The 25,647-nt window shown below is 62.0% G+C and carries 19 protein-coding genes; 13 read left to right on the top strand and 6 right to left on the bottom strand.

Going from position 1 to position 25,647, the window contains the following annotated elements; genetic code table 11:
* Position 1: 1 nt before the first annotated feature.
* From FHK92_RS01535 to FHK92_RS01515, 5 genes are all read left to right on the top strand, one after another.
* Positions 2–1,138 (top strand): mannuronate-specific alginate lyase, encoded by a 1,137-nt coding sequence (locus FHK92_RS01535; RefSeq protein WP_181286499.1) that lies wholly within the window; start codon positions 2–4, stop codon positions 1,136–1,138.
* Positions 1,139–1,360: 222 nt separating this feature from the next.
* A complete protein-coding gene (locus tag FHK92_RS01530; RefSeq protein ID WP_181286498.1) occupies positions 1,361–2,926 on the top strand; it encodes an MBOAT family O-acyltransferase in 1,566 nt (521 codons plus the stop codon).
* An 11-nt stretch (positions 2,927–2,937) separates the two neighbouring features.
* Entirely contained in the window at positions 2,938–4,113 is a 1,176-nt protein-coding gene (locus FHK92_RS01525) for an alginate O-acetyltransferase (RefSeq protein WP_181286497.1), read from the top strand.
* A gap of 14 nt (positions 4,114–4,127) precedes the next feature.
* Positions 4,128–4,793: an alginate O-acetyltransferase AlgF gene (locus FHK92_RS01520; protein ID WP_181286496.1), complete on the top strand. Its 666-nt coding sequence runs from the start codon at positions 4,128–4,130 to the stop codon at positions 4,791–4,793.
* A 215-nt stretch (positions 4,794–5,008) separates the two neighbouring features.
* Positions 5,009–6,460, top strand: a complete 1,452-nt coding sequence (locus FHK92_RS01515) for a mannose-1-phosphate guanylyltransferase/mannose-6-phosphate isomerase (protein ID WP_181286495.1) — start codon at positions 5,009–5,011, stop codon at positions 6,458–6,460.
* A 94-nt stretch (positions 6,461–6,554) separates the two neighbouring features.
* Here FHK92_RS01515 and FHK92_RS01510 read toward each other — a convergent pair whose 3' ends face one another.
* Positions 6,555–9,272, bottom strand: coding sequence for an RHS repeat domain-containing protein (locus tag FHK92_RS01510; protein ID WP_181286494.1), 2,718 nt, complete (start codon positions 9,270–9,272; stop codon positions 6,555–6,557).
* A 168-nt stretch (positions 9,273–9,440) separates the two neighbouring features.
* Between FHK92_RS01510 and FHK92_RS01505 the strand changes: the two genes are divergently transcribed.
* Complete coding sequence (locus FHK92_RS01505; RefSeq protein ID WP_181286493.1) at positions 9,441–9,905, top strand: multidrug transporter; 465 nt, start codon at positions 9,441–9,443, stop codon at positions 9,903–9,905.
* 31 nt (positions 9,906–9,936) lie between these two features.
* Positions 9,937–10,761 (top strand): SDR family oxidoreductase, encoded by an 825-nt coding sequence (locus tag FHK92_RS01500; RefSeq protein WP_181286492.1) that lies wholly within the window; start codon positions 9,937–9,939, stop codon positions 10,759–10,761.
* Positions 10,762–10,919: 158 nt separating this feature from the next.
* On the opposite strand, the gene FHK92_RS01495 is transcribed toward FHK92_RS01500, so the two are convergent.
* Genes FHK92_RS01495 through FHK92_RS01480 form a run of 4 tightly spaced genes read right to left on the bottom strand, consistent with a single transcriptional unit; the run spans position 10,920 to position 15,753 of the window.
* Positions 10,920–11,783: an efflux RND transporter periplasmic adaptor subunit gene (locus FHK92_RS01495; protein ID WP_181286491.1), complete on the bottom strand. Its 864-nt coding sequence runs from the start codon at positions 11,781–11,783 to the stop codon at positions 10,920–10,922.
* Positions 11,784–11,793: 10 nt separating this feature from the next.
* Positions 11,794–11,994: a DUF1656 domain-containing protein gene (locus tag FHK92_RS01490; protein ID WP_003205331.1), complete on the bottom strand. Its 201-nt coding sequence runs from the start codon at positions 11,992–11,994 to the stop codon at positions 11,794–11,796.
* On the bottom strand, positions 11,984–14,176 hold the full coding sequence (locus FHK92_RS01485; RefSeq protein WP_375154594.1) for an FUSC family protein: 2,193 nt from the start codon (positions 14,174–14,176) through the stop codon (positions 11,984–11,986). Before FHK92_RS01485 ends, FHK92_RS01490 begins: the two co-directional genes overlap by 11 nt.
* Positions 14,177–14,187: 11 nt before the next feature.
* Positions 14,188–15,753 carry an efflux transporter outer membrane subunit gene (locus FHK92_RS01480; RefSeq protein WP_309109593.1) on the bottom strand — a complete coding sequence of 522 codons (1,566 nt, stop codon included), beginning with the start codon at positions 15,751–15,753 and terminating at the stop codon, positions 14,188–14,190.
* A gap of 322 nt (positions 15,754–16,075) precedes the next feature.
* Here FHK92_RS01480 and FHK92_RS01475 point away from each other — a divergent pair, with 322 nt between their 5' ends.
* Positions 16,076–17,044 carry a LysR family transcriptional regulator gene (locus tag FHK92_RS01475; RefSeq protein WP_181286490.1) on the top strand — a complete coding sequence of 323 codons (969 nt, stop codon included), beginning with the start codon at positions 16,076–16,078 and terminating at the stop codon, positions 17,042–17,044.
* A 27-nt stretch (positions 17,045–17,071) separates the two neighbouring features.
* On the opposite strand, the gene FHK92_RS01470 is transcribed toward FHK92_RS01475, so the two are convergent.
* Positions 17,072–17,329, bottom strand: coding sequence for a hypothetical protein (locus tag FHK92_RS01470; RefSeq protein ID WP_181286489.1), 258 nt, complete (start codon positions 17,327–17,329; stop codon positions 17,072–17,074).
* Positions 17,330–17,671: 342 nt separating this feature from the next.
* Here FHK92_RS01470 and FHK92_RS01465 point away from each other — a divergent pair, with 342 nt between their 5' ends.
* The 5 genes from FHK92_RS01465 (at position 17,672) to FHK92_RS01445 (ending at position 25,607) form a co-directional block, all read left to right on the top strand.
* Entirely contained in the window at positions 17,672–18,829 is a 1,158-nt protein-coding gene (locus FHK92_RS01465; protein WP_181286488.1) for an efflux RND transporter periplasmic adaptor subunit, read from the top strand.
* Positions 18,826–21,939 (top strand): multidrug efflux RND transporter permease subunit, encoded by a 3,114-nt coding sequence (locus FHK92_RS01460; protein WP_181286487.1) that lies wholly within the window; start codon positions 18,826–18,828, stop codon positions 21,937–21,939. Before FHK92_RS01465 ends, FHK92_RS01460 begins: the two co-directional genes overlap by 4 nt.
* 9 nt (positions 21,940–21,948) lie before the next feature.
* Positions 21,949–22,623 carry a heavy metal response regulator transcription factor gene (locus FHK92_RS01455; protein ID WP_181286486.1) on the top strand — a complete coding sequence of 225 codons (675 nt, stop codon included), beginning with the start codon at positions 21,949–21,951 and terminating at the stop codon, positions 22,621–22,623.
* Positions 22,610–23,977, top strand: a complete 1,368-nt coding sequence (locus tag FHK92_RS01450; RefSeq protein ID WP_181286571.1) for a heavy metal sensor histidine kinase — start codon at positions 22,610–22,612, stop codon at positions 23,975–23,977. Before FHK92_RS01455 ends, FHK92_RS01450 begins: the two co-directional genes overlap by 14 nt.
* Before the next feature lie 145 nt (positions 23,978–24,122).
* Positions 24,123–25,607 (top strand): sensor domain-containing diguanylate cyclase, encoded by a 1,485-nt coding sequence (locus FHK92_RS01445; protein ID WP_181286570.1) that lies wholly within the window; start codon positions 24,123–24,125, stop codon positions 25,605–25,607.
* Positions 25,608–25,647: the final 40 nt, after the last annotated feature.

The following is a 25,647-nucleotide window of genomic DNA, read 5'->3' as shown; positions in this document are numbered from 1 at the left end:
CATGACCAGAACCATGCGCACCCGAACGTTGAAAACGCTCCTGGCGCCGTCACTGCTGACCCTGGCGATGTTCGCCGGGGCCACGCAGGCCGCCGCGCCACTGCGCCCGCCACAGGGCTACTTCGCACCGATCGAAAAGGTCAAGGAAGGCAATGGCGGCCAGGGCTGCGACGCTGTGCCGACGCCGTATACCGGCTCGTTGCAGTTTCGCAGCAAGTACGAAGGCTCCGACAAGGCTCGCGCAACGCTGAACGTGCAATCGGAAAAAGCCTTCCGTGATAGCACCGCCGACATCACCAAGATCGAGCGCGGCGTCAGCAAGCAAGTCATGCAATTCATGCGCGACGGTCGTCCCGAGCAACTGGAATGCACGCTGAACTGGCTGACCGCCTGGGCCAAGGCCGATGCGTTGATGTCCAAGGACTTCAACCACACCGGCAAGTCCATGCGCAAATGGGCCTTGGGCAGCATGGCTTCGGCCTATGTACGCCTGAAGTTCTCCGAGTCGCGTCCACTGGCGAACCATCAAGACCAGGCCCAATTGATCGAAGCCTGGTTCAGCAAGATGGCCGATCAGGTGGTCAGCGACTGGGACAACCTGCCGCTGGACAAGACCAACAACCACTCGTACTGGGCCGCCTGGTCGGTGATGGCGACGTCCGTGGCGACCAACCGTCGCGATCTGTTCGACTGGGCCGTCAAGGAATACAAGGTCGGCGTCAACCAGGTCGATTCCGAGGGTTACCTGCCCAACGAACTCAAGCGCAAGCAACGCGCCCTGTCCTACCACAACTACGCCCTGCCGCCGCTGGCGATGATCGCCAGCTTCGCCCAGGTCAATGGCGTGGACCTGCGCCAGGAAAACAACGGCGCCCTCAAGCGACTGGGTGACCGAGTGCTGGCCGGGGTGAAAGACCCGGACATCTTCGAAGAGAAGAACGGCGAAGAACAGGACATGAAGGATCTGAAGATCGATTCGAAATTCGCCTGGCTCGAACCGTTCTGCAGCCTCTACACCTGCTCCGAGGATGTGCTGGAACGCAAGCACGAAATGCAGCCGTTCAAGACCTTCCGCCTCGGCGGCGACTTGACCCGGGTGTATGACCCTTCGCGGGAGAAAGGCGAGAAAGGAAGCTGACACCGTTCTCCCTGCCTGACAGGGAACCCCTGTGGGAGCGAGCTTGCTCGCGATGACGGCGGCACATGCAACTGCGATGCAAGCTGATCCACTGCTATCGCGAGCAAGCTCCCTCCCACAAGGGAAAGTGGTCTGTTTCAAATGCAATGACCCCCCGGTTTTCATGGGGGGGTTTGGGGGGGCTCTGGCCCTTGACTGTTGATTCAACAAGGAGAGATCGGGATGGTATTTTCATCCAATGTGTTCCTGTTCCTGTTCTTGCCGATCTTTCTCGGCTTGTACTACCTGAGCGGGCAACGCTATCGCAACCTGCTGCTGCTCATCGCCAGCTACGTGTTCTATGCCTGGTGGCGGGTGGACTTCCTCGCCCTCTTCGCCGCAGTCACCCTGTGGAACTACTGGATCGGCCTGAAAGTCGGTGCCGCCGGTGTGCGCACCAAACCGGCCCAGCGCTGGTTGCTGCTCGGCGTGGCCGTGGACTTGTGCATCCTGGGCTACTTCAAGTACGCCAACTTCGGCGTGGACAGCCTCAACGCGATCATGACCAGCTTCGGTCTCGAGCCGTTCATCCTGACCCACGTGCTATTGCCGATCGGTATCTCGTTCTACATCTTCGAGTCCATCAGCTACATCATCGACGTGTATCGCGGTGATACCCCGGCCACCCGCAACCTGATCGACTTCGCAGCGTTCGTGGCGATCTTCCCGCACCTGATCGCCGGTCCCGTACTGCGTTTCCGTGACCTGGCCGACCAGTTCAACAACCGCACCCACACGCTGGACAAGTTCTCCGAAGGCTGCACCCGCTTCATGCAGGGCTTCATCAAGAAAGTCTTCATCGCCGACACCCTGGCGGTGGTAGCCGACCATTGCTTCGCCCTGCAGAACCCGACCACCGGCGATGCCTGGCTCGGCGCCCTGGCGTACACCGCGCAGCTGTACTTCGACTTCTCCGGCTACAGCGACATGGCCATCGGCCTGGGCCTGATGATGGGTTTCCGCTTCATGGAAAACTTCAAGCAGCCCTACATCAGCCAGTCGATCACCGAGTTCTGGCGCCGCTGGCACATCAGCCTGTCGACCTGGCTGCGCGACTACCTCTACATCACCCTGGGCGGTAACCGCAAAGGCACGCTGATGACCTATCGCAACCTGTTCCTGACCATGCTGCTCGGTGGTCTGTGGCACGGCGCGAACTTCACCTACATCATCTGGGGTGCCTGGCACGGTATCTGGCTGGCCATCGAAAAAGCGGTGGGCATCAACACCACGCCGCGCAGCATCAATCCGATCCGCTGGGCACTGACCTTCCTGCTGGTGGTGATGGGCTGGGTGATCTTCCGTGCCGAGAACCTGCACGTGGCCGCTCGCATGTACGGCGCCATGTTCAGCTTCGGCGACTGGTCGCTGTCGGAACTGACCCGCGCCAACCTCACCGGCTTGCAGATCGCAACGCTGGTGGTGGCCTACATCACCCTCGCCTTCTTTGGTCTGCGCGACTTCTACACCAACCGTCCGCCAGTCAAGACCAAGCCTGAGGTGAACACCGAAGCCAACGGCCCGGCCACCGCGCAACCAGGGATGATCAAGGCCGTTCCGGGCGACAACCCGTCGACCATCCACGAACCTGGCTACACCGTCGGCGTCGAGGCCCAGGTGCAACCGACCTACTGGACCGTGGACTGGTCGCGCTACGTGATGCGCGCCCTGGTATTGCTGTTGTTCATCGCCTCGATTCTGAAACTGTCGGCGCAGAGTTTCTCGCCGTTCCTTTACTTCCAGTTCTGAGGGATCCGGACATGACCCGCTCATTACGCATCTTCTACGTCGTGCTGTTCATGCTGATTTTGACAGCACTGGGTATTTGGTCGATGCGCAGCTTTTTCGGCTTCAGCACCAACCCCGATGCGACCGTGCTCAACGGTCGCTGGACCAAGGCCGTGGAAACGCACTACGACGACGAGTTCCCGATCAAGCGCCTGGGCACCAACATCTGGGCGGCGCTGGACTACAAGCTGTTCAACGAAGGCCGCAAAGGCGTGGTCCTTGGCCGCGACCAGTGGCTGTACAGCGACGAAGAGTTCAACCCGATCGTCAACGAAGACCAGAACCTGCAAGGCAACTACGCGCTGATCGAAGGCGTGCGCCAGAAGCTCAAGGAACAAGGCATCACCCTGGTCATGGCGATTGTGCCGGCCAAGGCGCGCCTGTATCCCGAGCACCTGGGTGAAGTGAAGCCGTCGAGCATCCACGCCAACCTGTACCAGGATTTCCATGCCCGCGTGGCGACGGACAAGATCATCGCCCCTGACCTGCTCGGCCCGCTGCAACAGGCCAAGCAGAGCGGCCAGCAAGTGTTCCTGCGTACCGACACCCACTGGACACCTGAAGGCGCACAAATTGCTGCGGAACATCTGGCCAAGGCCATTGCCGAACGCACACCACTGAACGGCGAACCACAGCGTTTCGTCACCGAGCCTGCGGAGAAGATCATCCACAAGGGCGACCTGCGTCAGTTCCTGCCGCTCGATCCCCTGTTCGAAAACCTGATGCCGGCCCAGGAGCCATTGGTCAAGCGCAACACCCGCGAAGCCGATGACCAGCCGGCTGGCGACGACGCGCTGTTCGCCGATGCCCAGGTGCCCGTGGCCCTGATCGGCACCAGCTACAGCGCCAACCCCAACTGGAACTTCGTCGGTGCACTCAAGCAAGCCCTGCACAGCGACGTCGTCAACTATGCCGAAGACGGCCACGGCCCGATTCTGCCGATGCTCAGCTACCTCAAGAGCGACGCCTTCAAGAACAGCCCGCCACAGGTGCTGATCTGGGAGTTCCCTGAACGTTATCTGCCCGTGAACAACGAGATCGGCGACGCCGATCCGCAGTGGGTCGCCGAGCTCAAGCAGGCCGGCGCCCGCCAACAGAACGTAGCTGCTAACACACAATCCGAGACGCCCGACCGGGCGCAAAACTGAAAGAGAGGTCCACCATGACTTTCAACACTACTCCTCGCCGTCTCGCTGCTCGCTCCTTCAAGGCCGTTGCCCTGGTCGCCAGCATGAGTGCCCTTTCCCTGTCCGCCTTCGCCGGTGACTCGGCCCTGTACGGCCCGGTCGCGCCAAAAGGTTCGAGCTTCGTGCGGGTCTACAACGCCAGCAACGCGGAAGTCAGCGCCACCGTCGGCAGCACCAACATCAGCGACGTGGCCCCGTTGGCCAGCAGCGACTTCAGCTTCATGCCTGGCGGCGACTACAGCGCCAAGGTAGGCAGCCAGACCGTACCGGTTAAACTGGCTTCCGATCACTATTACACCCTGGTCAACAACGCCAGCGGCCAGCCACAACTGATCGAAGAACCACCGTTCAAGAACAAGCAGAAATCCCTGGTACGCGTACAGAACCTCAGCGACAAGGCACTGACCCTCAAGACTGCCGACGGCAAGACCGAAGTGGTTCCGAACGTAGCGGCCAAGAGCCGTGGCGAGCGTGAAATCAACCCGGTGAAAGTCAGCCTGGCCCTGTTCGAAGGCGACAAGAAAGTCGGCGACCTCAAGCCCGTGGCTCTGGAACGCGGCGAAGCGGCCGTGCTGTATGTCACCGGCTCGGGCAGCAGCCTGTCGCCAGTGTGGGTCAAGCGCCCTGTGTCGACCCGCTGATGAGTTTTCCTGACTGACGCCTTACCTGTGGGAGCGAGCCTGCTCGCGAATGCGATCTGACATCCAATATCGATGTCGACTGACACTCAGTCATCGCGAGCAGGCTCGCTCCCACACTGGACACAGGCGTCCTTCGGGCACGGAACAAAAACAAGAGAGTGAAACGACAGAACGCAGTAGCTCTAAAACCATTTCGCTTCAAAGGAGTAACAAACATGATTCCGGTGATCTTGTCAGGTGGTAGTGGCTCACGTCTTTGGCCGCTTTCGCGCAAGCAATTCCCTAAACAGTTCCTGGCCCTGACCGGCGAACACACCCTGTTCCAACAGACCCTCGAGCGCCTGGTGTTCGAAGGCATGGACACGCCGATCGTCGTCTGCAACAAAGAGCACCGCTTCATCGTCAACGAGCAGCTGTCCGCCCAGAACCTGGAAGCCCAGCGCATCCTGATGGAACCGTTCGGTCGCAACACTGCGCCGGCCGTGGCCCTGACCGCGATGATGCTGGTCAATGAAGGCCGCGACGAGCTGATGCTGGTACTGCCAGCCGACCACGTCATCGAAGATCAGAAAGCCCTGCAACGCGCATTGGCCCTGGCCACCGTGGCCGCCGAGCGTGGCGAAATGGTGCTGTTCGGCGTACCGGCCACCAAGCCGGAAACCGGCTACGGCTACATCAAGTCGACCAACGACGCCCTGCTGCCTGAAGGCGTGAGCCGCGTGTCGCACTTCGTCGAGAAACCCGACGTCAAGCGCGCCACCGAGTTCGTCGAAGCCGGCGGTTACTTCTGGAACAGCGGCATGTTCCTGTTCCGCGCCAGCCGCTTCCTCGAAGAGCTGAAAAAGCACGATCCGGACATCTACGACACCTGCCTGCTGACCCTTGAGCGCAGCGAGCAGACCAACGACACCATCACCTTCGACGAAGCCACTTTCGCCTGCTGCCCGGACAACTCCATCGACTACGCCGTGATGGAAAAAACCCAGCGCGCCTGCGTAGTGCCGCTGTCGGCTGGCTGGAGCGACGTCGGTTGCTGGGCATCGCTGTGGGAAGTCAATGCCAAGGACACCAACGGCAACGTCACCAAGGGCGACGTCGTGATCCAGGACAGCCGCAACTGCATGATCCACGGCAACGGCAAGCTGGTATCGGTGATTGGCCTGGACAACATCGTCGTGGTCGAGACCAAGGACGCCATGATGATCGCCCACAAGGACAAGGTCCAAGGCGTCAAGCAGCTGGTCAACACCCTCAACGCCCAGGGCCGCACCGAAACCCAGAACCACTGCGAGGTCTATCGTCCGTGGGGTTCCTATGACTCGGTGGACATGGGCGGTCGTTTCCAGGTCAAGCACATCTCGGTCAAGCCGGGCGCGTGCCTGTCGCTGCAGATGCACCACCACCGCGCCGAACACTGGATCGTCGTCAGCGGCACCGCCGAGGTGACCTGCGACGAGAACGTGTTCCTGCTCACCGAAAACCAGTCGACCTACATCCCGATCGCGTCGGTCCACCGCCTGCGCAACCCGGGCAAGATCCCGCTGGAAATCATCGAAGTGCAGTCCGGCAGCTACCTGGGCGAAGACGATATCGAGCGCTTCGAGGATATCTACGGTCGCTCCACCCCGATCGAACGCGGCGTGTCGGTGAAGACCATCGCGCAGTAACGATCAGCAGCAACGATCAGTCGAACAAGAAGCCCTCATCCAGCCCACTGCGTCCCCTATCCGCAGTGGGCTGGGTGGGGGCTTTTTTCATGGTTCACGCCGCCATCCTGGCGGGCGTCTTTTTATGCCAGGCACGGACATTTACCGAGCCCGGAATCTTGATTTCCAAGGTGCCGCCGAATGCAAGGTCAATCTTGTTAAGCAAATCGCGCGCCGGCATCCGACCTATCTGCACGGCCGAAACGCCTGAGTTTCCGATTAACAACGCCTTAAGGTCTTTCAGTCGACCTTTGACCATCGGAACGGCACCCAAGTCTGCGGAGTGCTTTGGGTCCAACACATCAGGCGATGCAAAGAATTCTACCGATTCAAAGCCCTTTCCCAGCGCAGCCTCCAACGCCTCATCCTCAAGATCGTACTCCGCGAAATGGGTCATCGATTGGAGAAACCTGCGCTCATTCACTTCGCCGTTGATCGCTAGAAGGAAAAACGTAAAAGGGCTATTGCCTGCTTTAGTCCAGTCCTTTTCGTTGGTATTGCCACCTTTGCCACCCAGGGTTTTCACGCCTTTGTGAACCAACGAAAAATTGGAAGCGATTTGATTGAAAGAGGGTTCTTCACCTTTGTTGCTGCCGACCGTGTAATGCCTCAACGTAAAACGTTTGTCCTTGACCTTGGCAAGCGTCGTCTCCGAGGCCTTCGTAGTTTTGAACTTCAGTTGGTTATCGGTGATGTCAGCCATCATCTCGAAAGGCAACTGCCTGTGCGTGTCGCTGTAGCGTTGTTTGTATGTGTGATAAATACCGGTTGCCGTGGTCAACGCGCTGTTCGATTCTGGGTCAGCACCGTACTCGTCAAAAAAAGTCATCGGGTTATTGCGCAGCATCCGATAAAGATTGAACCCATCCACCTGCCCCGCCGGATCCGGATTCACCCAGCGCTGCAACCACGGGACGTAATAACGAAGCCCGTAGTAATAAAGCCCCGTCGCATCCCGCTCCTTGCCCGAATAACGAACCGTCTTGTAACTCACCTCAATCGCGTCATCCCCAGCCAGATAAGCCGTTTCACCAAAGGGATAAAAATGCTCACGGCTGATGATCCGCCCATCCTCGGCCAGCTCCAGGCTCACCGAACCCAGATGATCGGCAACGCTGTAGCGATAACTGTCGTTCTCGCCGATTGGCGGCGTGCTTTCCCAATGCAACACCCGGACATCGCTAAGCCCGCCCTGTGCAACGATTACCTGCAGCGCCTCGCCCGTTCCGCTGTCGTCACGCAGTTCCAGCCCCGGCAGATAACGCACCTCGGCGGCCAGGGTGCGGGTGCCGGTGTACAGCATGCGAAGCTTGCGCACGCGTTGCCCGTCGCCGTCATAGACGTACGCCTCGCTATCGTTGAGTCCGGAGGCACGTTCGATGGGCGTGACAGAACCCAACTGGTTGCGCAGGTCCCAGGCCAGGAACCGACTCGTGTCCAATTCCAGGCAGTTGCCCCGCGCATCGAACGCGGCGGCGATTTCTTCCTCGGTGGGTGGCGCACCGTTGCGGTACGGTAGGCAGCGATTGCTGTAGCGCGCCACTTTGATCTCCCGACCATGACTTTGCGCACCGAAGTGAGTCAACGCCAGCAGATTGCCGCCCTCGTCATAGCGGTAGGTTTGCCGATAATTGCTCACCGCCGCCGGATCGTTGCGCCCCACCGAGTCCGGCCCCTGGTTGGCGGCGCCCGCCTCCCACCCCGTGGCTTCGATCAGTTGGTAAAGACTGTCGTAGACAAAGCGACTGATCGGATCGATGCGCTGGTTGGCGAAATAACGGATCGGTTGGGCCTGGTCTTCGATGCCCAACACATTCCCCATCGGGTCATAGGCATAACGCAAGTGTTGAAGCACCCGGCCGGCGCCCATGGCTTGGCGCTCCGACAAACGTCCATCTTGCGGGTCATAAGTGAGTGAGGTCTGCACGCCGTTGCCGGCTGTTTCCTGCTCGATTTGCCCTTGGGCGTCGTAGCGAACGCCGCTTGCCAACGCCTGCCAATCGACCTGCCCCTTCAACTGCAGTTGGCTGCCAGATAGCCGCCCATCCACCGTCAGGCTCACCCGTTGTCGATTTTCCCTGGCGTCGACTCGTTCCAGCACATCACCCAGCGGCCCAACGCGCCACGTCGAAACGGCGCCATCGCCGGGCTCAAGCAAGAGCTCGCGATCGGCCTCTGGCTCCGGCCAATCGGGCAACGCCGCATCGCGAATGAAACGGCGATCTTGCGAGAGGTTTTGTCCGGCCAAGGCAAACGACGCCAGCAACAACGTACCCGCCGTGTCGTCCTGGCGGATCAATTGCCCGTACTGGTTGTGGTATTGATCGCCCTGGCCCGGACAGCCGTATGTCATGCGTTCGGTACACCGTCGCAGCTGTCCGTCGCCTTGCTCGAATACCGCCACCGGGCGCAGCGAGTCGTCATAGAAAATGTCGCGCTGAGTTCCTCGGCTGTCCCAGCCCAGCAGACCTTCCTCGGCGAGGCCCGGCAGATCGGTCTGCGTACCCGCATCGACACTGACCGTATGCAGCACCGCGCCGGACAGCGAATAAATCTGAGAGAGATTGGCAGGCGTCGAGTCGTCACTTTTCCGCAAGGGCCACAAGCGCGGATCCCAATGTTTCGCCGCGCGACCACTCAAGTCAAAAAGGCTGCGGTTGATACGCGGGTAAGCAGGGCCGTCCACGCGGCTGCGACAATAGCCAACCGAGCGGACAGCCAAGCCACGCGGGTCGGAGACGATCAATGAGGGCGTTCGATGATCCATTCCCATCAACAGGGGTCCCGCTGCAGTGCCAAAGTATCGCAGCGCATCTAACCAACGGACCCGCAACGCCGCCTACTGTCATGACTGACAGTGGCGACCAACGGTCAACGACCCATGAATATCCACCGCCCGCGCCCTTCGGTAGGATGTAGCGACGGAACGGAGGCTTCAACCATGCTCATCGGCGTCTTGCTGGTCATCACCTGGCTCATCCTGCTGTTGCGCTACCCGGCCAAGGCCTTGCCGATCTCCCTGGCGGCCTTCGTCGGGCTGGGGCTGGTGGCGGCGTGGGTGCTCTTTGAAGAAAGCCGCGAAACCCGGCAACTGGCTCGCCTGGACATGCACATCGCCCATGCCCCCGACCAGTGCCCCGCTGACCGGCCGCTGCTGTTGAAAATCCACAATGGCAATGATGTGCCGTTGATGGAGCTACGCTGGCGCATCGCAGCCTACGCGCCTGGCGACACCCTAAACCTCGCCGACAACCTCTACAGTTCACCGCGCTATCGCGGCCCCGGTGACTTGCAGCCCGGTGCCGATTGGCAGGACTGCTTGCCGATCCCGCCATTGCGCCCCGGCTATCGTCCGCAGACCCTGGAGTTTCGCGCCGAGCGATTGCAGGGTAGTTTCTCCAACTGATCTATTTCCCCCTTTGCATAAGGAATGCGCCATGCCCGTTGTGTTGATTACCGGATGTTCCAGCGGCATCGGTCGTGCACTCGCCGATGCCTTCAAGGCGGCCGGTTATCAGGTCTGGGCCAGTGCGCGCAAACCCGAGGACGTCGCGCAGCTCAGCGCCGCCGGATTCACCGCCGTGCAACTGGACGTCAACGACGGCCAGGCGCTGGAGCAATTGGGCGAACGGATCAATCAACAACATGGCGGCCTCGATGTGCTGGTCAACAACGCCGGCTATGGCGCCATGGGCCCGCTGTTGGACGGCGGCGTCCCGGCCATGCAACGTCAGTTTGAAACCAACGTGTTTGCCATTGTCGGCGTAACCCGCGCGCTTTTTCCCGTGTTACGCCGGGCCAGGGGATTGGCGGTGAATATTGGCAGCGTTTCCGGCGTGCTGGTCACGCCATTTGCCGGCGCGTACTGCGCCTCCAAGGCAGCGGTGCATGCCTTGAGCGATGCGCTGCGCATGGAACTGGCGCCGTTCGGCATCCGCGTGATGGAAGTGCAGCCCGGCGCCATCGCTTCCAGCTTCGCCAAGAATGCCGGGCATGAAGCCGAACAACTCATCAGCGAACAATCGCCCTGGTGGCCTTTGCGCGACGGTATCCGTGCCCGCGCGAAGGCATCCCAGGACAACCCGACCCCGGCCAACGAATTCGCCGCGGCGCTGCTCAAAGCCGTACAACAACCCAAGCCAGCCCGTCTATTGCGTCTGGGCAACGGCAGCCGAGCGTTGCCGCTAATGGCCGGTTTGCTGCCCAAGGGATTGCTGGAGAAAGGCCTGATGAAGCGGTTTGGGTTGGATCGGTTACTGTAACCATTCCTGTTTTATTTGCTGTTGTGGCGAGGGAGCTTGCTCCCGCTCGGCTGCGCAGCTGCCGAAATCCGGCTGATCCGGTTTACCTGCCGCACCGCGGTGGCGGGTTTGGGGCGGCTTCGCCACCCAGCGGGAGCAAGCTCCCTCGCCACACGGGATTAGCGGTGATTGCGGGGTTCTACCACTACCGTACAAGTCATCCCCGCCGCCAGCAGCATCCCCTCCGGCACTTCGTCCAGGTGAATGCGCACCGGCACCCGCTGGGCCAGGCGAACCCAGTTGAAAGTGGGATTCACATCGGCGATCAATTCACGGCTCTCGGGGTTGTCGCGGTCGTAGATCCCTCGGGAAATACTTTCGACATGGCCCTTGAGCACCTCGCCGCTCATCAACTGCAACTGCGCCGGATCGCCAATCTGCACCTTGGGTAACTTGGTTTCTTCGAAGAAGCCGTAGACCCAGAACGAATTCATGTCCACCACCGCCATTTTTGCCTCGCCGATCCGCGCGTAGTCGCCACGGTGCACGTTGAGGTTGGTGACGTAACCGTCCACCGCCGCGCGAACCTCGGTGCGGGCCAGGTTCAGCTCGGCCGCCTCCAGTTGCGCCTGGGCCTGCTGGTAATCGGCCAGGGCAGAATCAGCGATGTTGCTGGCGTCGTCACGGTTCTCCCGGGAAATCACCAGGCTGTCCAGGTCGGCGCGCCGGTGGGCATTGACCTTGCGCATTTCCCAGGTGGCCTTGCGCGACGCCACCAGGGAGCGCGCCTGCTTCACTGCGATGCGGTAATGCTCGGGATCGATGCGCATCAGCAGGTCGCCCTTTTTGACCAACTGGTTGTCACGCACCGGCACCTCGACCACTTCGCCACTGACATCGGCGGCGACATTGATGATGTCGGCCCGTATCCGGCCATCGCGGGTCCAGGGCGTGTTCATGTAATGCACCCATAGCGTACGGCCGATCCACAGCGCCAGGGCCAGCACCAGCAAGGTCGCCAGCAGGCTGAAAAACTTTTTCATCGCATCGATCTCAACGGTAGACCGTCAGCGCCAACGCGCCGAACAGACAAGTGAACAGGCTCAGGCGCAGCAACGCCGGGTGCCAGAAAAAACGGTACAGATCCAACCCCGAGAGGAAACGGTCCAACGCCCAGGCCAGGCCGGCGGCGATGAAGAACATCAGGGTCATGGTGGGCATGTAAACGCCGTGGAAGGCGATCTCACGAGGCATGTTCAAGTTCCTGGGAAAGCGGCGCCGCATGCCGCACGGCATAACCGGCCAATGGCGATTGCGGGTCCAGCAACGAGGTGCGAATGAAGTGCAGGTAGCTTTTCACCCGACGCAGGGCCGAGGTGTCAAAGTGCGGGGCGAAAGGTTCGTCGGTGGCTTGCACGCGGCTGATTGCGTGGTCCACCGCCACCAAGGCACGCTCCAGATTGCTCTGGCTCGGTTGGCGGAACAGCCGCACCAGCGCGCGCCCCATCACGCGGATCGCCTGGCGCCATGGCTGGCTTTCGGCATAGGCCGGATGCACCGGCAGCGTCGCCTGCTCCTTGCGCAACTCGATGATCGCGTGGCCGACCTCCAGCACCACGAACATCCAGCGCAACAGATCCCGCTGCACCCGAGGCTGCCCCGCCGCCAGTCCGTAGGCCTGGTGCAGCAAGTCCCGGCTGCGGCTCTCGAAACCCGAGGCCAGGCCCTTGAGCTTGCCGCTGATAGCAAACACCACTTGTTCGCGCAGGTCCTGTTCGAGCCGGCGCCACATCCAGCGGCTGTTGGGCGGCAGGATGATTGCGCCAGCGGCGGCGCACACCAGCATGCCGAGGATCATTGCGATGTAATCGTTGATGAAGGTGTAGGGGTTGTAGACCGCCAGGTTGTCCGGCACGGAACCGGTGCTGAAAAAAATCAGCAGCCCCAGCCCGACCCCGGCATGCTGCGGTCGAGAACTGAGGAACGAACCCAGCATGATCACCGGCGCCAACATCACGCAGAGCAAGGGGAAACCGTCGATCAGGGGAAAGACGAAAAACATCTCGACGAAGCCAACCAGCGCCCCGAACAACGTGCCGCAGGCCATCTGGAAGGCCATGCGCTTGGGGTTCGGCGTAGCCGCGGACAGCCCGACGGTGGCGGCGGCGATCATCGTCATGGTCGCGCCGCTCGGCCAGGCCGTGGCGACCCAATAGCTGCCCAGCACCAGCAGGATGAAGGCAGCGCGAAAACCGGAAGCGGCGGCCGCCAGGCCGTTGGTCTGCGACACGAACGGCTCATCCCAGCGCTCGCGTTCATGGCGATGCTCGGCCAGGGAAGCGTGGGTCTGGGCGTAGCCATGCAGGTCTTCGACAAAGCGATACAGCAGCTCATAAGCGGTGTGGAAATCCAGTTGCTGCGCGTCACTGGGATCCGTCTTCTGGAATTGCGCACGCAAGCGGCGCACCTGGGCCGGCAAGTCGGCCTTGTAATCAGCCAACGCCGCTGCCAGCCGTGCCGCATCGGCATCGGTCAAGGCCCTTGCGCTGAAGCCATCCAGCAGTTCGGCCAGGGTCTGCAATCCGGGCTTGATGGCGCTCACCACCGAGTCCGCCGCGCCGGCGCGCAACCGTTCGAGCAACTGGTGCAAGGCGTTGAAACGCGTGGTCAGGCTCATGAACTCGCTGTTCAAGCGACTGAGGCGACCGTTGCGCCGGCGCATGTGCGGGTCTTCGAACACGGTCACGCTGCGCAAGCCTTCCAAGCCCACCGCCTCGGCGATAAACCCCACGTTGCGCGCCTCGAATACCTCCGGTTGGCTGCGCCCGCGCAAGCCATCGGTGACGAACAGGGCGAACACACCAAAGCGCTGGTAGAGCGCATTGCGCATGGCGGCACTGGCGGTTTGCGGCAGGATCGCGGCGCTGACGGCGGTGGCACAGAGAATGCCCAGGGAAATTTCCAGCACCCGCCACACGGCCGCCATGAAGGCCCCTTCCGGATGGGCCAAGGCCGGAAGGCCGATCATCGCTGCGGTGTAGCCGGCCAGCACGAAACCATAGGCCCGGAAGTTGCGATAACGCGCCGCGCCCGCCGAACAGATGCCGACCCAGATCGCCAGGCAGCCGAGGAACAGCTCGGTGTTCTGGGCGAACAAGGCGATCAACGCAACCATCACCGCCGAGCCGGCCAAGGTGCCGAGCAAGCGATAAAAACTCTTGGCGAAAACCTGGCCGCTCTGGGGTTGCATGACGATGAACACGGTGATCATCGCCGTGCGCGGCTGGGGCAATTCCAGGCGCATCGCCAGCCACAACGTCAGGAACGCGGCCAGCAAGACCTTGAAGATATAGACCCAGGTCACGCCGTCGCTGCGGGCCCAATCGTAGAAACCACGGCGCCATTCGAGGCGATGAAGCCAGAGTAAATATTTCACGGGAGAAATACTCAGCATCGTGGCGAGGGAGCTTGCTCCCGCTTGGGTGCGCAGCACCCACCTGAAGGGACTGCTTCGCAACCCAGCGGGAGCAAGCTCCCTCGCCACGGGACAGCGCGTGCCACTGGCATGTCGTTGCCCGCCTCCAGCCCGCCACCCAACGCCGTCACGAGATCGGCATGGGCACTCAGGCGCGCCGCTTCCACCTGTTGTTGCACTTGTTGTTGCTTGAACAACAGGCTCTGGGCGTTGAGTACGTTGAGGTAGTCGGTGAGCCCGCGCTGGAAAGCAACCATCGCAATGTCATAGGTGCGCTGGGCGGCGGCGACGGATTCGGCGGCGAAAACCTGTTGTTTGTCCATCGACTCGCGGCGGATCAATTGGTCGGAAATGCTCTTGAGCGCAGTCACCAACGTCTGGTTGTAATGGGCCACGGCGATGTCGTAGCCCGCGGCCGCCTCGCCCAACTGCGAACGCAGGCGCCCGCCATCGAAGATCGGCAGCGAGATCGCCGGGCCAACGTTGTAGGTGAGTTTCTTGCCGGTCAGGAACTCCAGCGCCCCGCCGCCAGTGGCCATGTAGCCCAGGCTGCCCACCAGGTCGACATTGGGATAAAACCCGGCTCGGGCGACATCGATGCCCCGGGCCTGGGCCGCCACCTGCCAACGTCCGGCAACCACATCCGGGCGCTGGCCGAGCAGTTCGGCGGGCAACGCGGACGGCAATTTCAACGCCGCCCCCAACGCCAGGGTGGGGCGTTGCAGACCCGCGCCGTCACCCGGCCCCTTGCCCGCCAGCGCGGCCAATTGGTTGCGGCTCAAGGCGATGGCTTCGTCGAGGGCGTCGAGTTGACGATGGGTTTCGGGCAGCGGCGCCTGGGCCTGACTGACTTCGAAGTGGGTGCCGATGCCACCGTCCAGGCGCTTCTGCGCCAGTTCGAGAATCTGCTCCTGCTGACGGAGCGTCGCGGCAACGATGTCGCGTTGGGCGTAGTGCAGCGAAAACTGGATGTAGGCGCGCACGATGTTGTTCTGCAACTCCAACTGCGCCTGCCGCGCCTCGGCAGCACTGACATGGGCCAGGTCGACGGCCTGCTCGCTGGCGTTGCGCTCGCGGCCCCAAAGGTCCAGGGCGTAGCTCAGGCCCAGGCCGGCGTTGTTGTCCCAGGTGGTGGTATTGGCCAGCTCGCCCGGGCCGTAGAACTGATCGGTCGGCCAGTTGTGGCGCTTGAGGGTTGCCTCGCCATTGATCTGCAACGACTCGGCCGCTTCGGCGATACCGGCCATGGCCTTGGCCTGCCGCACCCGGGCGGCGGCCATGGCCAGGCTCGGACTGTCTTGCACGGCCTGCTCAACCCAGCGATCGAGCTGCGGATCGCCATAGGCTTTCCACCACTGGCGGGTCGGCCAATGGGCGTCGCGGGCGGCCTCGCGAATCGCTTCGTCGGTTGCCAATTGGTTGGGCGACAAGGCCTCGCCTTGCGGCGCAATCCCCCCCGTGCCGATGCAACCACTGATGGATAACGTCAAAACCCAAACACTGAGAGTCTTCAGCTCTCTGCTGATGCAACGCGGCACTGGCGCAAAATTCCTGAAAGATAAGGGGCATGACGAAGTCTGCGGATGGCAGAAAGACCTGTGGGAGCGAGCTTGCTCGCGATGGGGCCCTCGCATACAACACTGAAGTGAATGCACAGACGCCATCGCGAGCAAGCTCGCTCCCACAGGTCCTTGACACCAGATCGCTCTGCATTGGCAGCAATTCTAGGGACCGCCCCCAACGGCGATAAGCCGACCTTTCTGCGAATCTTTGTTACCGTAAACGCGATAATCCCAAAGTCGGGGTCCCGTCACGCTGTAACTTCATGTCACAATTTGGCACCTTCCAAGAGAGCCCTCCATGGACACTTTGCAAAACATGCGCGCGTTCAGCTGTGTTGCCGAAGCCGGAAGCTTCACCGCTGCCGCCGTGCAGCTTGATACCACCACAGCGAATGTCTCGCGTGCGGTTTCCAACCTGGAAGCCCATCTGCAAACCCGCCTGCTCAACCGCACGACCCGGCGCATCGCCCTGACCGAGGCCGGCAAGCGCTACCTGCTGCGTTGCGAGCAGATCCTGGCGTATGTCGAAGAAGCGGAAGCCGAGGCCAGCGACGCCCACGCGCGCCCGGCCGGGCAGTTGAAGGTTCACACCATGACCGGTATCGGCCAGCACTTCGTCATTGATGCCATCGCCCGGTATCGCAAGAGCCATCCGGACGTGACCTTCGACCTGACCCTGGCCAACCGCGTCCCGGACATCCTCGACGAGGGCTACGACGTTTCCATCGTGCTCGCCAGCGAATTGCCGGATTCGGGCTTCGTGTCCCAGCGCCTGGGAATTACCTACAGCATCGTCTGTGCATCGCCTGGCTATGTGAAAGCCAGCGGCTGCCCGCAGAAACCCAGCGACCTGCTCAACCACGCCTGCCTGCGACTGGTCAGCCCGGTCATTCCGTTGGAGAAATGGGTGTTCGACGGCCCGGAAGGCCAGGAAATGGTGACCATCAACAGTTCACCGTTCCTGGTGAATTCCGCCGATGCGATGAAAACCGCGATCACCAGCGGCATGGGCGTGGGGGTGTTGCCGGTGTATGCCGCCATCGAAGGTTTGCGCAACGGCACGCTGGTGCGGGTCATGCCCAACTACCGTTCCCAGGAGCTGAACCTCTACGCCATCTACCCATCGCGCCAATACCTGGATGCGAAGATCAAGACGTGGGTCGAGTACCTGCGAGGCTCGTTGCCGGAAATCCTCGCGGCGCACCAGGCCGAACTGACGGCCTATGAATTGAGTGGAAGCCTGACCGGGGCACGGGTCGCGAGCTGAATCCGCGACCGCGTACGGAGCAAGATCTCAGCGCTTGCCCATCGAACGACGGGTACCGGGCGGCGCGGCACCCGGAGTCTTGGTGTGGCCGTTCTTCGCGCCGTTCTTGTACCAGGGCTGTTGCCCGGCACCTTTGGCCGCCGACAGTTCACCGGGCTTGAACGGGAACTTGAAGGCCGGGATCGCCGCCTTGCTATCGTCGGCGCTGGCAACATCGCTGTCCGTCTGGCCAGACAGTTCGCCTGGCAAGCGTTCGTCTGCGGGCGATGGTATTGGGGAAGTCATTTGAGTTATTCACTTGAGTGGGACAACAAACCGTGGCGAGGGAGCTTGCTCCCGCTGGGCTGCGAAGCGGCCCCATTTCTGTGAGCGCTTCGCACTCAAGCGGGAGCAAGCTCCCTCGCCACAATTGAGTATGCGGGGCTCGGTAGCCGAGCCGCGAAACGCAGCAGTATACCTGCGCGAAATCGCGGTGCCACGGAGCAGATGCGATGGTTAAGTTCCGTCTGACGGAAAACCGCGACGAAACTGACAGCCCTGACAGCTAGCCGTCACCTTCCTGACCGCCTCGCAACGCTATATAAGACAGATAGAAATCCCACCGTCCCGAACCGGCTCTTCGCATCCATGCACATTCAGAAAAAAACGTTCCTGCTCGTCGCACTGTTGGTCGCCTTGGGGGCGCTGGTCCTGTGGTTCTCGATGAAGCCCGTCGCCACCAAACCCAGTGCTACCAGCGCCGTACCGGTGAGAGTCGTCAGCGTGGTCGAAAAGGATGTGCCGCGCTTTGCCAGCGGCATCGGCACGGTATTGTCGTTGCACAGCGTGGTGATCCGTCCGCAGATCGACGGCATCCTCACCAAACTGCTGGTCAAGGAAGGACAACTGGTCAAGAAGGGCGACCTGTTGGCAACCATCGACGACCGTTCCATCCGCGCCAGTCTCGACCAGGCCCGCGCCCAGCTCGGCGAGAGCCAGGCGCAACTGGCCGTGGCCCAGGTCAATCTCAAGCGCTACAAACTGCTGAGCGTCGATGACGGCGTATCCAAGCAGACCTACGACCAGCAACAGGCGCTGGTCAATCAGCTCAAGGCCACGGCCCAGGGCAACCAGGCGGCCATCGATTCCGCGCAGGTGCAACTGTCCTACACGCAGATTCGCTCCCCGGTGACCGGTCGCGTCGGCATTCGCAACGTGGACGAAGGCAACTTCCTGCGCGCCAGCGATGCCGAAGGCCTCTTCACCGTGACCCAGATCGACCCGATCGCCGTGGAATTCTCCTTGCCGCAACAAATGCTGCCGACGCTGCAGCGCTTGATCGCGGCCCCTGACCAGGCCCTGGTCAAGGCCTACATCGGTGCCGACGGCGCCACCGGAGAACTGCTTGGCGAGGGGCGCCTCAGCCTCATCGACAACCAGATCAACACCAACACCGGAACCCTGCGCGCCAAGGCCGAATTCAACAACGCCGCCCAACGGTTGTGGCCGGGGCAACTGGTGACGCTGAAGATCCAGACCGCGATCGATAAAGGTGCGCTGGTGGTACCGCCGACCGTGGTCCAGCGCGGGTTGGAGCAACATTTCGTATACCGGGTCAAAGGCGACAAGGTGGAAAGCGTGCCGGTGGAAATGGTGTATCAGGACAGCGGCATGCACATCATCAAAGGCGTTAACCCCGGTGATCAGTTGGTGAGCGACGGCCAGTCACGCCTCAAGCCCGGCGCCAGCATCCAGGTGCTCAGCGATCCGCCCGCCCTCGCCAAGACCGGGCAGGCACAGCCATGAAGGGCCGCGGTTCGATATCGGCGTGGTGCATCGATCACCCCATCGCCACGGTGCTGCTGACATTCGCCCTGGTACTGCTGGGGTTGATCGCCTTTCCGCGGCTGCCTGTCGCGCCGCTGCCCGAGGCGGAGTTCCCGACCATCCAGGTCAATGCGCAGTTACCCGGGGCCAGCCCCGAAACCATGGCGTCGTCGGTAGCGACCCCGCTGGAAGTGCAATTCAGCGCCATCCCCGGCATCACCCAGATGACCTCCAGCAGCGCATTGGGCTCGACCAACCTGATCCTGCAATTCAGCCTCGACAAGAGCATCGACACCGCCGCCCAGGAAGTGCAGGCGGCCATCAACACCGCCGCCGGCAAGCTGCCCAATGACATGCCGAACCTGCCGACCTGGCGCAAGGTCAACCCGGCCGACAGCCCGGTACTGATCCTCAGCATCAGCTCCGACCTGATGCCAGGCACTGAATTGAGCGATTACGTCGAGACCTTGCTCGCCCGTCAGATCAGCCAGATCGATGGCGTCGGGCAAATCTACATCACCGGCCAGCAGCGCCCGGCGATCCGAGTCCAGGCGTCCGCCGACCGACTCGCGGCGATCGGCCTGACCCTGGCCGATATTCGCCTGTCGCTACAGCAGGCCAGCCTCAACCTCGCCAAGGGCGCGCTGTACGGTGAATCGAGCATTTCCACGCTGTCCACCAACGATCAATTGTTCAAGCCCGAGGAGTACGGTGAGCTGATCGTGTCCTACCGGGACGGCGCGCCGGTTCACCTCAAGGACATCGCCAAGGTCGTCAACGGTTCGGAAAACGCCTACGTCCAGGCCTGGTCCGATGATCAACCGGGCGTCAACCTGGTCATCTTCCGCCAACCGGGCGCAAACATCGTCGAGACCGTCGACCGCGTCCAGGCTGCCCTGCCCACCCTGGAGGCCATGCTGCCCGCGGCGATACAGGTCAAGGTGATGATCGATCGCACCCAGACCATTCGCGCCTCGTTGCATGAAGTGGAAATCACCCTGCTGATCGCGGTGCTGCTGGTGGTGGCGGTGATGGCGCTGTTCCTGCGCCAGCTCTCGGCGACGCTGATTGTCTCGGCGGTGCTCGGGGTGTCGTTGACCGCCAGTTTCGCCTTGATGTACGTGATGGGATTCAGCCTGAACAACCTGACCCTGGTGGCAATCGTCATCTCGGTGGGGTTCGTGGTGGACGACGCCATCGTGGTGGTAGAGAACATCCATCGGCACCTGGAGGCTGGCGATGGCATGCGCGAGGCGGCCATCAAGGGCGCCGGGGAAATCGGCTTCACCGTGGTGTCCATCAGCTTCTCGCTGGTGGCGGCGTTCATTCCGCTCCTGTTCATGGGCGGCGTGGTCGGACGGCTGTTCAAGGAGTTCGCCCTGACTGCCACTTCGACAATCCTGATTTCGGTGGTGGTGTCCCTGACGCTGGCGCCGACCCTGGCCGCGCTGTTCATGCGCGCGCCGAAACACCACGCCCACGATCGTCCAGGTTTCGGCGAGCGCCTGTTGGGCGGCTATGAGCGCGGCCTGCGCCGGGCCCTGGCTCACCAGAAGCTGATGATCAGCGCGTTCGGCCTGACCCTGGCGCTTGCGGTGGTGGGCTACGTGTTCATCCCCAAGGGGTTCTTCCCGGTACAGGACACCGGCCTGGTGCTGGGCACCAGCGAAGCCGCCGCCGACGTGTCGTTCCCGGACATGGTGGCCAAGCACAAGGCCCTGGCCGAGATCGTCGCCGCCGACCCGGCGGTTCAGACCTTCTCCCATTCCGTCGGCGTCTCGGGCAACAATCAGACCATCGCCAACGGCCGCTTCTGGATCGCCCTCAAACCCCGGGGCGAGCGTGATGTGTCGGCCAGCGGTTTCATCGATCGGATCCGCCCCAAATTGCAGAAGATTCCCGGTGTCGTGCTGTACCTGCGGGCCGGGCAGGACATCAACCTCAGCTCCGGCCCCAGCCGCGCCCAATATCAGTACGTGCTCAAGAGCAATGACGGCCCTACCCTCAATGCCTGGACGCAGAAACTCACCGACAAGCTGCGCAGCATTCCGGCGTTCCGTGATATTTCCAACGACCTGCAACTGGGCGGCAGCATCACCCACATCAACATCGACCGCAGTGCAGCGGCGCGCTTCGGCCTCACCGCCACCGACGTCGACCAGGCGCTGTACGACGCGTTCGGCCAGCGGCAGATTAACGAATTCCAGACCGAGACCAACCAGTACAACGTGATTCTCGAACTGGACACCCAACAGCGTGGCAAGGCCGAGAGCCTGGCGTATTTCTACCTGCGCTCGCCGCTGAGTGGGGAAATGGTGCCGCTTTCGGCCCTGGCCCGCTTCGATGCGCCCACCAACGGCCCGCTGTCGATTGCCCACGACGGCATGTTCCCCGCCGCCAACCTCTCGTTCAACCTGGCGCCAGGCGTGGCGTTGGGGGATGCGGTGCGCCTGCTCGACCAGGCCAAGAACGAAATCGGCATGCCTGCCGCCATCACCGGCAGTTTCCAGGGCGCGGCCCAGGCGTTCCAGAGTTCGTTGAAGAGCCAGCCATGGCTGATCCTCGCCGCATTGGTGGCGGTGTACATCATCCTCGGCGTGCTCTACGAGAGTTTCGTGCACCCGCTGACCATCATTTCCACTCTGCCCTCGGCCGGCCTTGGCGCGCTGATCATGCTCTGGCTGCTGGGCCAGGACTTCTCGATCATGGCGTTGATCGGCCTGGTGCTGCTGATCGGGATCGTCAAGAAGAATGGCATCCTGATGATCGACTTCGCCATCGACGCCCAGCGCAACGGCGGCTTGGCGCCCCAGGAGGCGATATTCCAGGCCTGCCTAACCCGGTTCCGCCCGATCATCATGACCACCCTCGCCGCCCTGCTCGGCGCACTGCCGCTGATGCTCGGCTATGGCCCCGGCGCCGAGCTGCGCCAGCCATTGGGCATCGCGGTCGTCGGTGGCCTGCTGGTCAGCCAGGCGCTGACGTTGTTCACCACACCGGTCATATACTTGTGGCTGGAGCGACTGTTCCATCGACCTGCCCATCGGCCCGGCCCTGCGCCGACGGCGGTGCCGGCGAATGCAGACTGAGGCCGGGCCATGCGTGTCCTGATCATTGAAGACGAAGAAAAAACCGCGGACTACCTGCACCGCGGCCTGACCGAACAGGGTTACATCGTGGACGTGGCGTCGGACGGCGTCGAGGGACTGCACCTGGCCTTGGAAAATGACTACGCGGTAATCGTGCTCGACGTCATGCTGCCGGGCCTGGACGGTTTTGGTGTGCTGCGTGCCCTGCGCGCCCGCAAGCAGACACCCGTCATCATGCTCACCGCTCGCGAACGGGTCGAAGACCGCATCAAGGGCCTGCGCGACGGTGCCGACGATTACCTGGGCAAGCCGTTTTCCTTCCTCGAACTGGTGGCGCGCCTGCAAGCCCTGACCCGCCGTAGCAGCGGCCACGAACCGGTGCAGGTCAGCATTGCCGACCTGTGGATCGACTTGATCAGCCGCAAGGCCACCCGGGCCGGCCAGCGCCTGGACCTGACCGCCAAGGAATTCTCGCTGCTCAGCGTCCTGGCCCGCCGCCAGGGCGAAATCCTGTCGAAGACCGCCATTGCCGAAATGGTCTGGGACATCAATTTCGACAGCGACGCCAACGTCGTCGAAGTGGCGATCAAGCGCCTGCGGGCCAAGCTGGACGGGCCCTTCGAGCACAAGCTCCTGCACACCATCCGAGGGATGGGTTACGTGCTGGAGAATCGAGGTGAGTAACAGCATCGCGCTGCGCCTGAGCGGCATGTTCACGCTGGTGGCGGCGCTGGTGTTCCTGCTGATTGGCGGCGCCCTGTACCAGCAGGTCGAAAAAGGCCTGGGCTTGCTGCCGGAAGCGGAACTCGACGCCCGCTACAGCGTGCTGGAATCCACCGTGGGTCGTTATGGCACGCCCGAGCACTGGGTCAAGATCAACAACAAGCTGCGGCTGCTGGGCGAAGAAGACAAGCGCATCCACTTCTGGATCGTCAGCGGCGACCCACGCTTCGAATACGGCAACCCCGACTCGCAGGTTCGCACCGTTGCCCAAGGCCCGTTGGGCAAGCGCGACCTGACGTTGCCTGATCGGCATTATCCGATGAAGGTCCTGGTGAGCCAGTTCCCGGCCAAGGATCAACGCCCGCCCCTGCGTTTCATCATCGGCATCGACACCGAGACGTTCTATCAGACCCAGCATCATTTGTTGGTAGCGCTGGTGAGCCTGGCCTGTATCGGTGTGCTGCTGGCATCGCTGTTGGGTTATTGGGTTGCGCGGATCGGCCTCAAGCCGCTCATCAAACTCTCCGACGAAGCCCAACGCCTGGCCCCGCCTCGCCTTTCCGGGCGCTTGCGCTTATCGCCATTGCCGCCGGAACTCAGCCAATTCGTCAATTCCTTCAATGCCACCCTCGATCGGGTCGAACAGGCGTACTCCCGGCTCGAATCGTTCAACGCGGATGTGGCCCATGAACTGCGCTCCCCACTGACCAACCTGATTGGCCAGACCCAGGTGGCGCTGACCCGCGGGCGCTCGGCGGAGCATTACTTCGAAGTGCTGCAATCGAACCTTGAAGAACTGGAGCGGCTGCGCTCCATCATCAACGACATGTTGTTCCTCGCCAGCGCGGACCAAGGCAGCAAGGCCACCAAGCTGACCACGACGTCCCTCGCCGATGAAGTGGCAACCACCCTCGACTACCTGGATTTCATTCTGGAGGACGCCCAGGTCGAGGTTCGCGTCAGCGGCGACGCCCAGGCCACCATCGAAATCGCCCACTTGCGCCGTGCCCTGATCAACCTGCTCAGCAACGCGGTCCGGCACACCGCACCCGGCCAGGTGATCGACGTGCGCATCGAAGCCATTGGCGACCAGATCACCCTCGGCGTCACCAACCCCGGCGAACCAATCGCCGGCGAGCATTTGCCGCGCCTGTTCGAGCGTTTCTATCGGGTGGATGCCTCACGCAGCAACAGCGGCGCCAACCATGGGTTGGGCCTGGCCATCGTCAAGGCGATCGCGTTGATGCACGGCGGCGATGTGTTCGTGCGCAGCGACTGCGGCGCCAATACCTTTGGAATCCGTTTGCCGGCTTGAAATAAGCCAACATGTCGATTGCTCAATTCCAGTGTCCCGAGCACAATCTTGCAAAAGGCCAGTATTGTCTTTGCCGGCCATCGGCAGTTGTAGACGAGCAGCCTATGGGAAGGATCCCAGCCACATGACAATGCAGATCGGAATCATGAGCGCGAGCAGTGCAACACCCGGCAACATCCCGTTTTCGATACGTTCGGAACGGGTTCTCGTTCTGGCCAGCTCGCTGGTTGTCATTGCCATCCTGAGTATCGTGACGTTCCTGCTGATCCGAGAACACGCCAGCGCACAGCAGGCGGCGACACGTGCGGCGAGCAACATCGTGCAACTGATCGATGCCGACGTGCTGCGCAACGTAGAACTCTACGATGTTTCATTGCAGGGCCTGATTGCCGCGGCAAAACGCCAGGACCTCAAGGACGTTTCGCCGACGATCCGCCACCTTGCGCTGTTCGATCGCGCCACCGCAGCGCCTTATAAAGGCGACATCCTTCTACTCGACAAGCGCGGCGATGTGATTGCTGACTCGGCCTCGGTCGAGCCCCGCAAAGGCAACTACGCCGAACGGGAATATTTCCAGACACACCTCCAGGACCCAAGCCCGAGCATGATGATCAGTCCTCCGTTCCGAGCTCGAAGCGAGCCGCACGACTGGCGCATCAGCTTCAGCTATCGCATGGATGACGACCGGGGCGAGTTCATAGGCGTGGCCGAGGCCGCGATGCGCCTGAGTTATTTCAGCCAACTGTTCAAAAGCCTGAATATCGGTCGCGGCGGGACGGTCAATCTGGTCAGCAGCGACGGAACGCTGCTGGCCCAGGAGCCGCCCTTGGCTGACGACATGATCGGCAAGAATTTCAGCAATCGACCGAACTTCGTGCGCATCCTGGGCGAAGGCAACGGCAGCTTCTCCGGCGTATCCAGCGTCGATCAGACACGGCGCCTGTATACCTTTTCCCGGGTCGGTAACTTACCGCTGATCGTCGTGGTCGCGCTCTCATCCCAGGAAGTCTTCGCATCCTGGCAACGCACGGCAATCCTGATCAGTGGCGCCACGGGCGCGCTGTGCTTCAGCCTGCTCTGGCTCACGTGGTTGCTGCGCCGTGAATTGCGACGCCGCCACATCGCCGAACGGGAACTGGCCCAATTGGCATCCGTCGATTCCCTCACCGGCCTGGCCAATCGTCGAACCCTGGACGAAACATTGCATCAGGAATGGCAGCGCGCCCAACGTTCGGGCCAACCGTTGTCTGTCCTGATGATCGACGCGGATCACTTCAAGGCGTTCAACGATCAACTGGGTCACCAACGTGGTGATGAGGCGTTGCGAACCCTGGCCCAACTGATCGGCGGGCACGTTCGTCGGCCGGCCGACCTGGCAGCCCGCTACGGCGGTGAAGAATTCTCGGTGGTCCTGCCGGAAACCACGACCGCCGGGGCGTTCACCATGGCGCAGAACATTCGCGAAGCCGTGGAGAAACTGCCCGGCGATGCGCCCATGACCGTCAGCATCGGCATCGCTACGTGGGCAAACGGGCCTTACAACGAACTTGAGGCGTTGCTGCTCGCCGCCGACAAGGCGCTCTACCAGGCCAAGGCCAGCGGGCGTAATCGAGTTGTTTGCGCGATGTAAGCCTTGCGCCTGCTTTTGTGGCGAGGGAGCTTGCTCCCGC

The sequence above is a fragment of the Pseudomonas brassicacearum subsp. neoaurantiaca genome, from assembly GCF_013608025.1.
Classification (GTDB): domain Bacteria; phylum Pseudomonadota; class Gammaproteobacteria; order Pseudomonadales; family Pseudomonadaceae; genus Aquipseudomonas.
The sequence above is the reverse complement of the archived record's forward strand: the minus strand, read 5'-3'. Positions and strand labels throughout refer to the sequence as shown.

What these genes read in the sequence shown, in the direction of transcription:
- FHK92_RS01505 (WP_181286493.1), top strand. Translation starts at nt 9,441, where the DNA reads ATGCTCATCGGCGTCTTGCTGGTCATCACCTGGCTCATCCTGCTGTTG.
- FHK92_RS01510 (WP_181286494.1), bottom strand. Translation starts at nt 9,272, where the DNA reads ATGGGAATGGATCATCGAACGCCCTCATTGATCGTCTCCGACCCGCGT.
- FHK92_RS01475 (WP_181286490.1), top strand. Translation starts at nt 16,076, where the DNA reads ATGGACACTTTGCAAAACATGCGCGCGTTCAGCTGTGTTGCCGAAGCC.
- FHK92_RS01500 (WP_181286492.1), top strand. Translation starts at nt 9,937, where the DNA reads ATGCCCGTTGTGTTGATTACCGGATGTTCCAGCGGCATCGGTCGTGCA.
- FHK92_RS01455 (WP_181286486.1), top strand. Translation starts at nt 21,949, where the DNA reads ATGCGTGTCCTGATCATTGAAGACGAAGAAAAAACCGCGGACTACCTG.
- FHK92_RS01445 (WP_181286570.1), top strand. Translation starts at nt 24,123, where the DNA reads ATGAGCGCGAGCAGTGCAACACCCGGCAACATCCCGTTTTCGATACGT.
- FHK92_RS01520 (WP_181286496.1), top strand. Translation starts at nt 4,128, where the DNA reads ATGACTTTCAACACTACTCCTCGCCGTCTCGCTGCTCGCTCCTTCAAG.
- FHK92_RS01495 (WP_181286491.1), bottom strand. Translation starts at nt 11,783, where the DNA reads ATGAAAAAGTTTTTCAGCCTGCTGGCGACCTTGCTGGTGCTGGCCCTG.
- FHK92_RS01530 (WP_181286498.1), top strand. Translation starts at nt 1,361, where the DNA reads ATGGTATTTTCATCCAATGTGTTCCTGTTCCTGTTCTTGCCGATCTTT.
- FHK92_RS01535 (WP_181286499.1), top strand. Translation starts at nt 2, where the DNA reads ATGACCAGAACCATGCGCACCCGAACGTTGAAAACGCTCCTGGCGCCG.
- FHK92_RS01490 (WP_003205331.1), bottom strand. Translation starts at nt 11,994, where the DNA reads ATGCCTCGTGAGATCGCCTTCCACGGCGTTTACATGCCCACCATGACC.
- FHK92_RS01470 (WP_181286489.1), bottom strand. Translation starts at nt 17,329, where the DNA reads ATGACTTCCCCAATACCATCGCCCGCAGACGAACGCTTGCCAGGCGAA.
- FHK92_RS01525 (WP_181286497.1), top strand. Translation starts at nt 2,938, where the DNA reads ATGACCCGCTCATTACGCATCTTCTACGTCGTGCTGTTCATGCTGATT.
- FHK92_RS01515 (WP_181286495.1), top strand. Translation starts at nt 5,009, where the DNA reads ATGATTCCGGTGATCTTGTCAGGTGGTAGTGGCTCACGTCTTTGGCCG.
- FHK92_RS01465 (WP_181286488.1), top strand. Translation starts at nt 17,672, where the DNA reads ATGCACATTCAGAAAAAAACGTTCCTGCTCGTCGCACTGTTGGTCGCC.
- FHK92_RS01460 (WP_181286487.1), top strand. Translation starts at nt 18,826, where the DNA reads ATGAAGGGCCGCGGTTCGATATCGGCGTGGTGCATCGATCACCCCATC.